General features: G+C 39.5%; 14 protein-coding genes. 6 read left to right on the top strand and 8 right to left on the bottom strand.

Annotated features, from left to right (window positions below):
- The first annotated feature begins 169 nt into the window (after nucleotides 1-169).
- Complete coding sequence (locus VB732_RS01365) at nucleotides 170-937, top strand: phycobilisome rod-core linker polypeptide (protein WP_323229020.1); 768 nt, start codon at nucleotides 170-172, stop codon at nucleotides 935-937.
- A 212-nt stretch (nucleotides 938-1,149) separates the two neighbouring features.
- Here VB732_RS01365 and VB732_RS01370 read toward each other — a convergent pair whose 3' ends face one another.
- The 5 genes from VB732_RS01370 to VB732_RS01390 form a co-directional block, all read right to left on the bottom strand.
- A complete protein-coding gene (locus VB732_RS01370) occupies nucleotides 1,150-2,067 on the bottom strand; it encodes an RluA family pseudouridine synthase (protein ID WP_323229163.1) in 918 nt (305 codons plus the stop codon).
- A gap of 253 nt (nucleotides 2,068-2,320) precedes the next feature.
- Entirely contained in the window at nucleotides 2,321-2,980 is a 660-nt protein-coding gene (locus VB732_RS01375) for a Uma2 family endonuclease (RefSeq protein ID WP_323229021.1), read from the bottom strand.
- A 200-nt stretch (nucleotides 2,981-3,180) separates the two neighbouring features.
- Complete coding sequence (locus tag VB732_RS01380; protein WP_323229022.1) at nucleotides 3,181-3,534, bottom strand: DUF952 domain-containing protein; 354 nt, start codon at nucleotides 3,532-3,534, stop codon at nucleotides 3,181-3,183.
- A gap of 59 nt (nucleotides 3,535-3,593) precedes the next feature.
- On the bottom strand, nucleotides 3,594-4,028 hold the full coding sequence (locus VB732_RS01385; RefSeq protein ID WP_323229023.1) for a KGK domain-containing protein: 435 nt from the start codon (nucleotides 4,026-4,028) through the stop codon (nucleotides 3,594-3,596).
- A 174-nt stretch (nucleotides 4,029-4,202) separates the two neighbouring features.
- On the bottom strand, nucleotides 4,203-5,717 hold the full coding sequence (locus tag VB732_RS01390; RefSeq protein WP_323229024.1) for a thioredoxin-like domain-containing protein: 1,515 nt from the start codon (nucleotides 5,715-5,717) through the stop codon (nucleotides 4,203-4,205).
- 68 nt (nucleotides 5,718-5,785) lie between these two features.
- On the opposite strand from VB732_RS01390, the gene glsA reads away from it, so the two are divergent.
- The gene (gene glsA / locus VB732_RS01395; protein ID WP_323229025.1) at nucleotides 5,786-6,700 is read left to right on the top strand and encodes a glutaminase A; all 915 of its coding nucleotides are present in this window, start codon (nucleotides 5,786-5,788) and stop codon (nucleotides 6,698-6,700) included.
- Here glsA and VB732_RS01400 read toward each other — a convergent pair.
- The gene (locus VB732_RS01400) at nucleotides 6,665-7,627 is read right to left on the bottom strand and encodes an ATP-binding protein (protein ID WP_323229026.1); all 963 of its coding nucleotides are present in this window, start codon (nucleotides 7,625-7,627) and stop codon (nucleotides 6,665-6,667) included. The two genes, glsA and VB732_RS01400, sit on opposite strands and share 36 nt — an antisense overlap.
- 564 nt (nucleotides 7,628-8,191) lie before the next feature.
- Here VB732_RS01400 and VB732_RS01405 point away from each other — a divergent pair.
- From VB732_RS01405 to VB732_RS01420, 4 genes are all read left to right on the top strand, one after another.
- Nucleotides 8,192-9,280 (top strand): aromatic ring-hydroxylating dioxygenase subunit alpha, encoded by a 1,089-nt coding sequence (locus VB732_RS01405; RefSeq protein WP_323229027.1) that lies wholly within the window; start codon nucleotides 8,192-8,194, stop codon nucleotides 9,278-9,280.
- Between the two features lie 597 nt (nucleotides 9,281-9,877).
- On the top strand, nucleotides 9,878-10,219 hold the full coding sequence (psb28, locus tag VB732_RS01410; RefSeq protein WP_323229028.1) for a photosystem II reaction center protein Psb28: 342 nt from the start codon (nucleotides 9,878-9,880) through the stop codon (nucleotides 10,217-10,219).
- 99 nt (nucleotides 10,220-10,318) lie between these two features.
- Complete coding sequence (locus VB732_RS01415; protein WP_323229029.1) at nucleotides 10,319-10,831, top strand: MogA/MoaB family molybdenum cofactor biosynthesis protein; 513 nt, start codon at nucleotides 10,319-10,321, stop codon at nucleotides 10,829-10,831.
- 123 nt (nucleotides 10,832-10,954) lie between these two features.
- Nucleotides 10,955-12,709, top strand: a complete 1,755-nt coding sequence (locus tag VB732_RS01420; protein ID WP_323229030.1) for a diguanylate cyclase domain-containing protein — start codon at nucleotides 10,955-10,957, stop codon at nucleotides 12,707-12,709.
- A 372-nt stretch (nucleotides 12,710-13,081) separates the two neighbouring features.
- On the opposite strand, the gene mraY is transcribed toward VB732_RS01420, so the two are convergent.
- A complete protein-coding gene (gene mraY / locus VB732_RS01425) occupies nucleotides 13,082-14,173 on the bottom strand; it encodes a phospho-N-acetylmuramoyl-pentapeptide-transferase (protein WP_323229031.1) in 1,092 nt (363 codons plus the stop codon).
- Between the two features lie 79 nt (nucleotides 14,174-14,252).
- A complete protein-coding gene (locus VB732_RS01430; RefSeq protein WP_323229032.1) occupies nucleotides 14,253-14,489 on the bottom strand; it encodes a DUF3134 domain-containing protein in 237 nt (78 codons plus the stop codon).
- Nucleotides 14,490-14,627: the final 138 nt, after the last annotated feature.

The following is a 14,627-nucleotide window of genomic DNA, read 5'->3' on the forward strand; positions in this document are numbered from 1 at the left end:
TCAGTATGGGTTGAATCCATCACACGAATCATTTTTACTACCAAAACTTAAATCACCCTTAGTTAAGTTTCGTGAAAATTTATCAGAATCTTGAGGTTCTGATACAACTACTCCCTTAATATGTGATTTAAAGTTATTAACTTTAATTAAGAAACATGGAGGCTTTAGAATGGCAATTCCTCTGTTAGAATATGAACCTTCAAGTCAAAACCAGCGTGTAGCTGGATATGAAGTACCAGGTGATGAACAGCCGAGGATTTTTACTACAGACAATATACTATCTTCATCAGATTTAGATGATCTGATTGAAGCAGCATATCGTCAACTTTTCTTTTATGCTTTTGCTGCCGATCGCGAAACATATTTAGAGTCCCAACTCCGTAATGGACAAATTACAGTACGGGACTTTGTTCGTGGATTGGTACTTTCCGATACATTCAAGAGAAGCTTCTACGATCTCAACAATAATTATCGCTTTGTTGAGCAAGTAATTCAGCGCGTTCTAGGACGCGATCCATATAACGAGCGAGAAAAAATCGCCTGGTCAATTGTAGTCGCTACTAAAGGTATTAGAGGCTTTATTGATGAAGTACTAAACACTGAAGAGTACTTGAGCAATTTTGGATATTCCACAGTGCCTTATCAGCGCCGTCGGATATTACCATCTCAATCTCAAGGTGAGTTACCATTCAACATCAAATCTCCACGATACGAAGATTACCACCGCGCTAAATTGGGTTTCCCCCAAATTATTTGGCAGGTCGAAGTACGCAGATTCCTTCCACAAGAGCAAAAGCCCAAAGCTGGCGATCCAGCTCTGTTTTTGTCTATGGCACAAAGTGTCAATGCAACTGGCAATACACCACAAAGAATCTCGTCATTCAACATCGATATCGAAAAGTCTGTACCTTACCGCCAGTTAGCTGGAATTAAGTAACGATTTTTGGTTGATGGCTGTCTAGTACATCGCTTTGATAATTTTATAGCGTGCATGAGTCTTGGGTTATGTAGAAGTTTCATTTAGGTATAACTAGTGGAACAGACTCTATCCCACGTCTGATGCACGCTAGTTGTTAATGGGAATGGGGAATTGGGAATACCTAATGTCTGTAAAATGGCGTTAGTTTAAGGCGTGGGATGAGGTTAAAGTTAAAGTGAAGTTCGTCTTTTTAACATTTCCAAAAGTTTCGTAAAGTGGCTGGGTGGGTTTGCTGTCACTTCAATAAACTCTCCAGAGATGGGATGTTGCAATTTTAATCGCCAAGCGTGGAGTGCTTGACCAGGTAAATTTACCCCCACGGAATGACCAGAACTATAAACTGGATCGCCAACAATAGGATGACCCATTTTGGCGCTGTGGACGCGGATTTGATGGGTGCGTCCAGTTTCTAGTTGAAAGTGGATTAGTGTATAGTTACCGAGACGTTCTAGTACTCGCCAATGGGTGACGGCAGATCGTCCGCCTTGTTCAATAGGCATAATAGCCATTTTCTTGCGGTCTTGTGGATGACGACCAATGGGTAGGTCAATTTTGCCATTTTCAACTTTTGGCGCACCGTAAACTACACCCAAGTATTCTCTGCGTGCGGTTTTAGCTTTGAGTTGGGCTTGTAAGTGATGATGGGCAACTTCTGTTTTTGCGATCGCAATTGCTCCCGTAGTATCCTTATCCAATCGATGGACGATTCCCGGACGTTGGACTCCGCCAATTCCTGGTAAATTGGGACAGTGAGCCAACAATGCATTTACCAGTGTGCCATCTGGATGACCGGGTGCGGGATGGACAACTAAACCTGCGGGTTTGTTGAGAATAAGTAATTGGTCATCTTCGTAAAGGATATCTAAAGGGATATCTTCTGCTAGCAGTTCTAGGGGTTGTGCTTCTGGTATTTCTAGAGTGATGCGATCGCCTAGCTTGACATTAATCTTCTTAGAAGTGCAAACTTTATCATTAAGTTGGACATTACCCTGTTCGATTAACTGCTGAATGCGCGAGCGGGATAAATCAGGTAATTCTTGGGAAAGGAAACGATCAATGCGATCGCCTTTAGTGTCAGTGCAGTCTATCGTATTACTGGAGGGAAGTAAGCTAGGTGCTGCATCCTCTATATGAGAAGACAAGCGTTCGCCCTTGGCGTTGGCAAAGCGATCGCTATTTTCTTGGATTTGTAAATTAAATTCGGTCACAATTGCTCTAGATTATTAATTCCCCTTCTTTAAGTAAAGCGCGAAATACTTTAAAAGGGCGTTATAATTCGCGTCTACGCAGGCAAAACCTTGATTTTACCTTAGCGGACAAGAATTTGTGTACCCGCGAATTCTATTTGTTTTCGCTATTTTGTATTTGTTGTCTTACCAATTGTCGAAATACTCTAAGTGCTGAACTCATCCCTGTAGTTTGTGCCATTTCCACAAACCGAGGAATAAGTTCCATCATCGAAAAAGCAGGAAATATGGGGCTGATGAGAGACTGCACATATTGTTCACCTTGCAGCAAACTAATTTCTAGGTTTTTGTTTTCATATCGCCAAATTTCAGGTACTCTCAACGCTTCGTAGGCACTAATTTGGGTTTTAGAGGTGACATCAATTTCAATCGCCAAATCAGAGGGAGGATCAACACTTAGGTCGATTTTGTCTTTCCCAATCATTAGCTTATAGTTTTGAATATAAAAACAATCATCAGGTTCAATCCCTGCACTTATATCCTTTCGTTTAAAAGTAGTTGAACCTAAAGATTCCCAATTTAGATCGAGTTCATCTAGCAAAGCTTTCACCAAGTCTCCGATAATTACCTTAGATCGCTCATGTTCTGGTAATGGAGCCATAATTTCTAATGTTCCTTGGCTATATGCTACTCGGCTTCTGCGATGTTCCCCTAATTCGTTGAGAATTGCTTCAAATACTTGCCAACTAACATCTTCCAATATTATTCTTTGCCCTGGTGGAACTCGAATTTGGCTGAGTTGAAGAGTAACCATAAGATGCTAGTTGTTAAATAATTTCATTTTTACTCAAATTAGAGATCAGCGAAAAGGGAATTTTACCAAAGTGGATGTAACAAAGCTTTAGCCATTAGCTATAAATCCAACAATAACGCCATTTTATCAATATACACACCCACCTCAAACCCTTGACTTCTCAACCTTCTTCTTCGCGCCCTTTGCGCCTTCGCGGTTCGTTATTCTTCTAAATTTATAACTTCTTGCGGCAACTCAAACAAACCATTTTCCCTAGCTTCAAAATCAATCACCTGATACACAGCATCAACATTTAACTCACCATAAATATGAGGAAATAATTCGCCAATCTCAGCCTCTTCATAACGAATTTCCGCTTGGACTTTCGCAGAATCAATAAAAAGTAGTACCAATTCTTTTTGATTATTAAAAAATCTCTTTGCAACTTTGAGTATTTGCGTTGATTTTGAACAATGTATAAAACCTTCACTGTCTAGCGAATCAGCGCGATAGCTACCGAGTATTTTCGCGTCTTCCCATTGTTGGCGTTTGGTAATGTGGAGGATGGTATTCACTATGTTTATATTAAGGTTATTCTATATTACAGGACTGACGCAAAATACCTCTAAACCTCTTATTTTTCAGTGTTCTCTGTATCTCTGTGGTTCGATTTTCCATTACCTAGCGTAAGTCCTATATTAATAGGTTCATCTGGATAAAACTCAAGACATACATTATTTGCTTTATGACTATTAGGATATATAAATATCCTAATTTCTAACTTCCCCTGCTGCCAACCTTTACCATCACTCTTAAGAACCTGACAATCTTTGACAGCATTTAGTTGAATTTCAGTAAAGGGTATGGACTCATCTCCAGTAGATATCCTGCCAAATAAACTACCAACAAAATCATTCTTAATTTTAGTTTTATATGTGCAAATTTCCCGCCGCCATTTATTTACAATTTCTCGTATAACTAGCTCTCTTAGTTTACTTACTTTAAAAGTATCTTTCTCAAAACAAATGACATCATCTTCACACTCTAAAGGAATAAATTTATTTTCCATATCAATTCAGGGTCATAGTAATTGCTTTTTGGTTATACTCAGCATCAGATTATAATATAAAATTTTTGGTATAACTCTAGTAAAAATACCGAACCAAAAATATTAATCGAACGCTTCAAATTATCATACCAAGGCTCCTATAAAGACTCTAAAATTTTGTGTTAGGTAGTCATTTTATAAATTAAGCGGAGTACAAATATCCGGCGCACACAAACGAATAAACTCTAGTGTTGTCACCTCAAGATTATTCAAATCTACACGCCGAATAATATGATTATTAGTATCGGCAATATATAAAAAAGAACCGCTAACACTCAATCCCGAAGGTTCAAAAAATCGGCTATTCTTACCTTGTCCATCTTGTAAACCAGCAGTACCATCTCCTAAGACTGTTTTACAATTGCCGCTAGGACTAACTAATTTAATTTTGTGATTATAGGTATCTGCAACCCAGATAAAATTTTGAGCAACTTCCACTCCTAAACAGTGTTGTAAACGCACATCTTCACCCTGTCCATCAATGTCACCGAAATCGAATAAACCCCCACTACCGCAAATGATTCGCACTTGATAGGGTTCTACAATTCCAACACCACGAATTGAACTAACTTCACTGTCAGCGATATATAATTCTTTTCCATCTGTAGTAATACCGCTAGGTTGAGCAAAAGCAGATTCAGTAAGTGAACCATCAACGCAAGCTTCTGCACCAGTACCAGCATAAGTTTTAATGATGTTAGTTTCTAAATCCATTTCCCAAATTTGATGGGGCCCAGCCATTGCAATAAATAAGGTATTTCCCACCTTCACCAAATCCCAAGGGGAATTTAACGCGGTTTCTAAAGCAGCACCGCCGTGAGGATGAATATTCCGGCTTTGTTTTCCATTTCCTGCGATCGCTTCGACAACTTGACGCTTCAAATCAACTCGCCGCAGGGTATGATTTTCTGTATCAGCAACGTAAAGAATTTGATTTTCTGCATCATAAGCCATTCCCTGTGGTGTAAAAAATTGCGCTTCATTAAAAGCACCATCGGTTAAACCAGATTTTCCAGTACCAATCAAATGCAGAATTTCGCCGTCGAAGCTACTCATAATCAGGCGATGATGTCCAGAATCAGCAATGAACAAACCCGCTTGGGTAGCTAAGACTTTACCAGGAAAAGCTAGAGGTGTAATTAATGGCTGGCGCTGTTTTTCTAAAGTCAAGCTAAGTTCTTGAAAATTAATTGTGCGTTTATCCTGGTGTTGGTAAATTAACTTTTGAATCAATTCGTCTAAAGCGTCACGGTTTCCTTCGCCGGCAATTTGACCAATTACGTAACCTTCTGGATCAATAATTATTAAAGTAGGCCAAGCACGTACAGCATATTCTTCCCAAAGTCGAAAATTGCTGTCAACTATAACTGGGTGTTCAACGTCGTAGCGCAGAATAGCTTGGCGAATATTTTCTGTTTCTTTTTCGTTGTCAAATTTGGCAGAATGGACACCGATAACGGTAAGGCTATCTTTATATTTTTGTTTTAAATATTTTAGGTTTGGCAGAATATGCAGACAATTAATACAGCAGTATGTCCAAAAATCTAAAATGACGATTCTACCCTTGAGTTGTTTAAGAGATAAGGGTTTATCGGTATTGAACCAAAAATAATTTTGCGGTAATTCTGGCGCTCTAACACGGGGAAGCATAATAGTTCGTAATTCGTAATTCGTAATTCGTAATTCGTAATTCGTAATTGAATCTGGGTGTATTTGTTGTGAAAGGACTTGATAAATTAAATACTACGGAATTATCAGCTTGGGTACAACAAGCCAAAATCCAGGCTAAACAGGGACGAGTTGCCGATCGCATTCCCCAATTAGCTTTAGCCGATCCTGGTTGGTTTGCAGTTCATATCTGCTGTAAATCGGAAGAAACTATCACCTTTGGGGATACTGCTTGTATTTTCCCGCTAATGAGCGTTATTAAGACGTTTTCCTTACTTTATCTGCTAGAACATTTCGGTGCAGAAACGGTTTTTGGCTGGGTTGGGGTGGAACCATCGGATGCACCTTTCAATTCTTTGGAACAATTAGTTAGCGATCGCGGCCGTCCCCGCAACCCTATGATTAATAGTGGGGCAATCACCCTCGCTGATAAGTTACCAGGAAAGAATGCTAGCCAACGCACTTTTTTATTTTGTCAATGGCTTAACCAATTAGCCGATTGCCAACTTAAATTAGATGAGGTGATGCTGGCTTCAGTGCGATTAACACGCTCAACAGCCAATGAAGCGATCGCAAACTATCTTGCTGAAACAGGTAATCTAGAAAATATTGAAACAGCACTTGACACTTATAATCAAATATGCTGTATTTCTGGGCGAGTTGAAGATTTAGCCCTGTTAGGAAAAATCCTAGCTTTTGAAAATAGCTCCACACAATCACAAAACCGCCGAATTGTCAATGCTGTAATGTCAATTTGTGGACTCTATGAAGCTTCTGCGGAGTTTGCAGTCAGGATTGGTCTACCGATGAAATCAGGGATTGGTGGTGGACTTATAGCAATAGTACCAGGTGAGGGAGCGATCGCTTGTTACAGTCCTGGTTTGGATGATATAGGAAATCCTGTAGGTGCGATCGCATTTGTTGAAGCTTTAGCGCAAGAGTTGCAGTTGAGTGTCTTTGGATGAATGCTGCTTTTGAACGGGGAGAGAAATAATAAATTCTGTACCACTTCCCACCTCAGATTTACAAGTTAGTTGTCCTCCATGTTTTTCGACTACAATCTGATAACTAATGGAAAGTCCCATACCAGTGCCAACGCCTGTAGCTTTAGTAGTAAAGAAAAGTTCAAAAATTTTCTCTTGTACTACTGACAATAGAATGCTACCGACAATGATTTTAATCCGTATTTCTGCTGCGGTCTTAAACATTGTCGTTGCTGCTTGTAATTCCTGATAAGAGGTATTAACGACAGTGACTAGTTCATCGGATATACCATCAAACTGGAGCGCTAACTCACTGTTGGCAAACTTTAACAGTTGTCCTTGAGCGATCGCAATTTTACTATCACTTAGAGGAGATAAATCAAGTTGCTGAAATAATTTCTCAAGTTGCTGGATATAAGTTTGTGTTACACCTTCATAAGTTTTTAGAAGCAGAGGAATATTTTCAGTGTGCTTTTCGTTTCCATAATTGGTAGTTTTTATATATGTTTGGAGTTCCAACCAAACCTGCTTTATTTCAGGTGCATGTGTATTAGTAATATGGGCATATTCCTCTTTGTACAGCTTTGGATTTCTCACTAATGGAATGAGTTGCTGCTGATGCGTCCATGTTTGAAGGATACTTGTCTGAAGCTGATAGAGCAAATTAAGTTCCTTAAACGCATTTTCTTGTTTCTGCAAAGCTTGTTGCTGGTAGCGATCGCCAAAGACTAACCCAATTGTGGTTCCGATAATTCCCACACCCAGGGCAAGACCATATCCAAATTTAATTTTGTTACCAATACTCAGACCGTCGGTAATTTTTGAGAACCACCCTTTCCGGCTTGATTGTACAACGATAATATCGTCGGAAACTGATGAAAAATCTGAACCTGGAGTCTGAAAAGCCATATTAATCCTAAGCAATAAGAGTCATCCTTACTTAAAATTCCCTAATGATTCAGCAAAAGCAAAAATTTTGAAACTTTTTATTGCATAGTTTTAGATCCCCGACTTCTTATCTTAAAGGATACTGAGAGTTTTCAGTAATCAGATAGGATTGCTATAGGACTCCTATTTGATTTTTGAACAAGACTCAGTACTGATGTATCTCTTCTTTTCTTTCCAATTCCCAATTCCCAATTCCTGCAAGTAAATATGGCTACGCCACGCTGCGCGAACAGGAATCAAACCGGATTCATATATATTAGTTTCAGCATTTTAATTGTTTATGCAATTACAAACTTTACTGTTTTTTCTAATTAATATTAAAAAAATAATGTAGAACTACTGTAACTACACCATTTTATATTTAATTTGAATTATTTTAATACTTTTAATATAATTCAATTTTTGCCTATTGATTTTTATCTATTTATTAGGTAGCTGTTTGTCATGGTACTGAAAGTAACTGTTTTTTAAAAGTTTCCATGTTACTTCTAGATTAACTGCTTCACCTCAAGTGAAACTATAAAAATGAATTTCAACTCGCAGACTTCTAGCTCAACCCGTAAACCTAAAAATTTTAATAATCCAGAGCGTTTTATTGAAGGATGGTATTGGGTAATACCCTCTCGAAATCTGCGGGTGGGTGAAGTAAAACCTGTCAAGATTTTGGGCAGAGAACTGGTAATTTACCGGGGTAAAGATAAAAGAGTAGCTACCTTTGATGCTTACTGTCCACACATGGGCGCTCACCTTGCTGAAGGCAAAGTTGAAGGTAATGCACTCCGTTGTTTTTTCCACCACTGGAAGTTTGATGCTGAGGGGATGTGTATTGATATTCCATGTTTAGATACACCACCTTCTCTAAAGTTACAAACTTGGCCCACTGCTGAGAAGTACGGCATGATTTGGGTTTGGACTGGAGAAATCCCACAACAGCCTTTACCTTTTGTTCCAGAGTTAGAACAAAAAGAGTATGATGTCGCCATCCATTCTCACTTCGTGATGAACTGTCACCCCAATGTGGTGATGATTAATGCCATCGATGCTCAACATCTAAATACGATTCACAAACTGCCAGCAGAAATTATTTTTGAAAGACAGGAACTGAACGATAATGCGATTATCTTCAGCAACACTGCACCTTTTAAAGAAAATTCTTTTTTGATCAAGCTTATCCGTATTTTCTATAAAAATGCCATAACTTACAGTGTTTGCTATTGGTACGGTAGCATTGGCATTGTCACACTTGGCCCCGACTTCTTCCACGTCCACACGATGTTTGCAGTTCGCCTTCACGAAAGCGGAAAAGCTGAGGGCCAAATCTTGTTGATCACTAAGAAACGTAAAGGAATTTTTGGTTGGTTGTGCAATCGAGTTGTGCTATGGCTAACTAAGATTGCTGGGAAGTTCTTTCTTATGGGTGACATCAAGATTGTCCAAACAATTAAGTTTGATTTGAAAACTCCCATCAAAGCAGATCAGTCAATCATGCAGTTTATTAATCATGTCGAAAAACAGCAATCCCTAATGTGGGGGACTTGGCAAGAAGGGCGATCGCGCGATGTGGAGAGCAAGCCCAAGCGGGAGAGATGGCAAGATACAATGAATAATGACTAATATCATGTCTCTACTACCATTCTGTGGGATGGACTAGAGGTTATCAAGCAATAACTTAACAGGCTAGTTATTTTATGGTTAATTAAACAGACATGATATAAAAGTTAAAAGTTCAACAAATTACTTACTTTTAACTTATTTTTTACCGATCTAGCAGATAAATAAAAAGAAGTGGCAAAGCCACTTCCTAATTCCCAGGTAGAACCTAAGTTATGAGTATAACGACTACAAAAATTTGAAATAGTATAAATCAACACCAATTAACTGGATATCTATATTTTCCTTGTTTTCTGGGTTAAAAAATGCTCATTTTGATATGGCAAATAACTGTATATTTACATAAATCTCATGATCGTAATGCAAACTCTATTTTATTTAGTTCATTGTCAAGATGTGCTAGTTTTGGCTGCTGTCTTGTCACCACCGCGTGATGCGACATAACAGTAGCTAGATTAAATAGATAAAATTTATTACTGTCAAACTAAGTAATTTAAGTATATATACTAAAAAAATAATAACAGTAGCCTCTAGACCGTGGTGTTCTAATTGATGAGAGAATATTAAATTAACCATCACAAAAGTTTAAATTCATTCATCATGGCGAAAATCCAGTTTTCTAGAGGTCTTGACGAAGAGGTAATTCCAGAGGTACGTTTGACGCGATCGCGCACTGGTGACAGTGGTACAGCCACATTTATTTTTACGAATCCGAAGATTTTAGATCAAGGTAGCACCGAAGATATTACCGGGATGTACTTAAGTGACGAAGAAGGCGAAATAGTTACTCGTGAAGTGAAGGCGAAATTTATCAACGGGAAACCGGAAGCATTAGAAGCACTTTACGTAATGAAATCTGCCCAAGAATGGGAGCGCTTTATGCGCTTTATGGAACGGTACGCTGAAGAAAACGATCTTGGACTGAGCAAAGCTGAAAAATAGGGCAATGGCGAATGGCGAATGGCTTATGTTGTTTTTTCATGTCCGATTCGCCATTCTCCGTGCCCAATTGTCTATTATCAAAATTTAAAAGCTTAACCCATGACACAACAACCACATCCAGATTCGCTTGGGATTACGGTAACTTGTGCTGTGGTTACTGTCAGCGATACACGCACACCCGAAACAGACAAAAGTGGCCAGCTAATTCAGCAGTTACTCATTGGTGCTAACCATGTTGTCGGAGCCTACACGATTATCAAAGATGAACCAACACAAATTCAAGGGCAGATAGAACATCTGGGTAAAAGTTCAAACTTGGATGCTGTAATTTTTAATGGTGGCACGGGTATAGCACCAAGAGATACCACTTATGATGCCATTGAGAAGTTATTGGAGAAAACTTTGCCGGGATTTGGTGAGTTGTTTCGTTTTTTAAGTTATCAAGAAATTGGTTCGCGGGCGATCGCTTCTCGCGCTGTTGCTGGTGTATATCAAAATAAATTAATCTTCTCGCTTCCTGGTTCCAGTAATGCTGTGCGGTTGGCAATGGAAAAACTAATTGTGCCTGAACTTAATCATTTGGTAAGTCAGCTATGTCAGGGAATGAAATAAGTAACCTTCAGAAAACCGCCATCGAACTAAGGAATGAGACACTAGAATCATCCTTTCTCTACTTACACGATGAGAGTATCCAGAATTATAGTGAGACGGTGAAATATTCATATCAGGTCAGCAATGGAGCCTATTTACTGGAATTGCATAATTGCTCACGGCATTACTGCATTTTCATACTTTGGCATCCCTATAGTAATAGGGGTTTTCTTTGTCAAAACTAAAACAACTATCCCTTCTAAGTTTTGGCTAGCCTTTTTATTATCGGGTGGATTCGTATTATTTTGTGGATTTCATCACTTTTTGGCAGTCTTTGAGACACATTCGGCAATGTCGCTGTTGCACTTAGTTGTGCTTGATATCATGGCGTTTATTTCCTTATCTGCCTTACTCTGCCTAATGCCAACTGCCTATCAACTTGTAGAGGCGATCGCCAAATATCAAGAAGATAGCCGCGAACTTCAACGCAGCCAGCAGATGCAACGGCTATTTTTAGATCAGGGCCCCTTTGTAGCCTATATCAAAGATGAGCAATCTAGAGCGCTCTACTATAACCAGGAGCTACAGTCTAGATTTTCGGTAGATTCACAAGAATGGTTAGGGAAAACGGATAGTGAATTCTTGCCAGATCCAGAAGAAGGGCGGCGGGTAATGGAAAACGATCAAGTCGTTTTGAGGACTCTACAACCCTTGAAGCTGATTGAAGAGGTAAAATTACCTGGTAATAATCAGCCGTGCTACTGGCTATCGTTTAAGTTTCCCTTTAGCGATGGTACAACAGGCGATCGCCGCATCGGTGGGATCAGTATCGATATTACAGAATCTATAGAAGCACAGCGATCGCTCACTGACTTAAATCGGCAACTAGAAGAAAAAACACTCAAATTAGAAGCAAAAAGACGAGAACTCATATATCTCTCAGATATGGCAGATATGCTTTATTGCTGCGAATCTAAAGATGAGATATATCAAGCAGTCGCTTTAACCTGTTCCAAGCTGTTTCCTAATATGAGTGGTTGTATCTGTATAATTGCTAATTCTAAAAATTACGTTCAGATGAATAGTATTTGGGGAGATAAAAGCATCAGAACCAGCAAAGAAATATTTTCGCTATCTGAATGTTGGGCATTGCGGAGAGGGAAATTCAACCTTTTATCTTCTGGTACAGGACTGGTGTGCAACCACCTAATCCAGCCCATTAGCGGCGCACATTTGTGTTTTCCATTGTTTGGGCAAGGGGAAGTAGTTGGGATTTTACACATCTATGCCCTTGAAGAAATCAGTCCAGAAGATCAACAAATTACTGAGATTATTGCTAGAACTTTAGGCTTTGCACTGAATAATATATCGATAAAACAACGTCTAACTTATGATAACTTGCGGGATAGGATGACCCAACTATTCAATCAAAGCTATATGGAAACCATAACGGAACAAAGGCTAGCGGAAGCTGAACGCTTAGGACAACCTCTTAGCGTTATTTTCCTTGATATCGATAACTTTAAATCTTATAACTCGCGCTATGGGCATTTGACTGCCAACATTGTTATTCAGGAATTAGCAAAACTGCTATTAAAATCTATTCGCTCTTTTGATATTGCTTGCAGGTGGGGTGGTGAAGAATTTGTCATTATAATGCCTAATATGACGCTGGAAAATCTCAGGAAGCGAGTAGAACAATTAAGGATAGATGTTGAACGAATGCAATTCAAGGATGGCGATCAGATCCTCGAAAGTATTACTGCTTCTTTTGGAATAGCTGTATCAGAACCAGGGATTACAGTTAAGGATTTTTTGAATCGAGCAAATCAAGCGATGCTTGAGGCAAAGCGAACAGGGAAGAATCGGGTTATGGAGTATGTAAATAGGTACGACTAAGAGACTTTCAACTAAAAAAATGTCCGATCGCTTTTAGGGCAGGGAGCAGGGAGCAGGGAGCAGGGAGCAGGGGGAGGAAAAGTCGTTTTGATTTTAACAAATTGGATAATTTATTTTTTGGAGTTTCCTAAAATAATTCGTAATGATGCTCGTTCGCGCCAGCGTGTCGTAGGCAAGATTCGCTAACGTTACGCTAAGGTAATTCGTAATTAAGCTTTGGGCGGGATGCCAAATTTCGCGTTTTTATGAGGGTTCTAGATAAAGCATTTTCCCATAAAAAACAACTCCCTGAAGATGTGGGAGTTGTTTTTTATCTTTGATATTTTCTCAAAACATGATTCAGAAAGGAGCGATGCTGGGGGCGGGCTACGCCTAAGCCAAACAGATAGCAGCCAACATAGCCGCGATGACATAAAATACTCCAACCACTTGCAATTCTGACCAGCCTGTGAGTTCTAAATGATGGTGTAACGGAGCCATTTTAAAGAGGCGCTTGCCTTTGCCATCGGGGCCTTTGGTGGCTTTGTAATAACTTACTTGTGCCATCACTGAAAGAGTTTCTACAAAGAAGATACCACTGAGAATGAACAGTGCTACTAAGGTGTTTGTCAATAGCGCTACAGCAGCTAATGCACCTCCCAGTGCCAGGGAACCGGTATCTCCCATAAAAACGCGGGCTGGGTTACGATTATGGGCTAAGAAACCTAAGCAACCACCACTTAAAGCCGCACAGAAAACCATCAACCCTGGTGCTGTAGGTGCGATTAAGGCTCCTAATGCCAAAAGTGCGATCGCTACTGTTCCTGCTGCCAAGCCATCAATACCATCTGTTAAATTAGTCGCATTACTTTCTGCAACTAGCACAAAACCAGCTAAAGGCCAAAATAGAAATCCTAATGGTAGTGTGAAGCTTACCCAAGGTAAAGCAATATTTGTAATATTAGAAGGTTGATTAAACATCAGCCAGAGACAAAAAACTGCCGCAAAACCCACCTGTAAAGCTAGTTTTGTTTGGGGAGATATACCTTTATTTGATTTCCGCCGCAGAATTTGCCAATCGTCAAGCCAGCCAATGAATCCGTAGCTGAGTGTCAAAGCCGAAACTGCAAGCACATCTGTAGCAAAGTTAGACAATATACAGGCAACGATCACACCTACAGGAATGAAAAAGATACCTCCCATTGTGGGCGTGCCTGCCTTTTTTAGATGGGCTTGGGGGCCATCTTCGCGGATTATTTGTCCAGTCTTGAGTTCTTGAAGTAAAGGTATTACCCAAAAACCAACTACACCTGAACCCAGGGCACACAACAGCAGTGGCAGGGTTAAGGACATACTTTGCCAGGGTAGCCTATTGGCCATCGAATCCAAGAAAAATGCTGTTGTACCTAACCCAACGGCTAGTAAAGAGGCTAGAGCGATTCCAGAAATATTTAGTCCTTGCTCAGGAGATAATTTAGCGTCCACAGAAGTTTCCCTTCACTCCACACTTATAAAATTGAATATCAGTTGCTAGGGATACTACCAAGTCCCTAGCCTTTTAAGGCTATTCCTCGGCAATTCCTATATCGTCATCATCATCAAGGTCGTAGCCAATGCCATCTTCTACACCCATTAAGGAGTCTATTTCTTCTTCACCATCTTGAAAATCTGGGTCGTGAACATCACGTGTTATAATCCGACCTTTATTTTCTAACCAATCCAACATAGAGGACTCTGGCTTTAGAGGGATGACATGGGCTCGCTGGTTACGGGGTTCTTCACGTAATGGAGAGTTCAACATATCAAAGAAGACAAGAAAAGTTTAGGTAAGTTGACATTTAGAGTTTATCACTTGACACGGATTTATTTAGTTATCTTTTCAAGCCTTTAGTGAATAAATCCGCATTCAGATAGAAATTTTTTATTTAATAGGCATAAG

Origin of the sequence: Nostoc sp. UHCC 0252 (assembly GCF_034931145.1) — a bacterium.
Taxonomy (GTDB): domain Bacteria; phylum Cyanobacteriota; class Cyanobacteriia; order Cyanobacteriales; family Nostocaceae; genus Nostoc.

Bases quoted from the DNA above. Each gene is read 5' to 3' on its own strand.
- VB732_RS01415 (WP_323229029.1), top strand. From the start codon at position 10,319: ATGACACAACAACCACATCCAGATTCGCTTGGGATTACGGTAACTTGT.
- VB732_RS01405 (WP_323229027.1), top strand. From the start codon at position 8,192: ATGAATTTCAACTCGCAGACTTCTAGCTCAACCCGTAAACCTAAAAAT.
- VB732_RS01400 (WP_323229026.1), bottom strand. From the start codon at position 7,627: ATGGCTTTTCAGACTCCAGGTTCAGATTTTTCATCAGTTTCCGACGAT.
- VB732_RS01430 (WP_323229032.1), bottom strand. From the start codon at position 14,489: ATGTTGAACTCTCCATTACGTGAAGAACCCCGTAACCAGCGAGCCCAT.
- VB732_RS01420 (WP_323229030.1), top strand. From the start codon at position 10,955: ATGGAGCCTATTTACTGGAATTGCATAATTGCTCACGGCATTACTGCA.
- psb28 (WP_323229028.1), top strand. From the start codon at position 9,878: ATGGCGAAAATCCAGTTTTCTAGAGGTCTTGACGAAGAGGTAATTCCA.
- VB732_RS01390 (WP_323229024.1), bottom strand. From the start codon at position 5,717: ATGCTTCCCCGTGTTAGAGCGCCAGAATTACCGCAAAATTATTTTTGG.
- VB732_RS01365 (WP_323229020.1), top strand. From the start codon at position 170: ATGGCAATTCCTCTGTTAGAATATGAACCTTCAAGTCAAAACCAGCGT.
- VB732_RS01385 (WP_323229023.1), bottom strand. From the start codon at position 4,028: ATGGAAAATAAATTTATTCCTTTAGAGTGTGAAGATGATGTCATTTGT.
- VB732_RS01375 (WP_323229021.1), bottom strand. From the start codon at position 2,980: ATGGTTACTCTTCAACTCAGCCAAATTCGAGTTCCACCAGGGCAAAGA.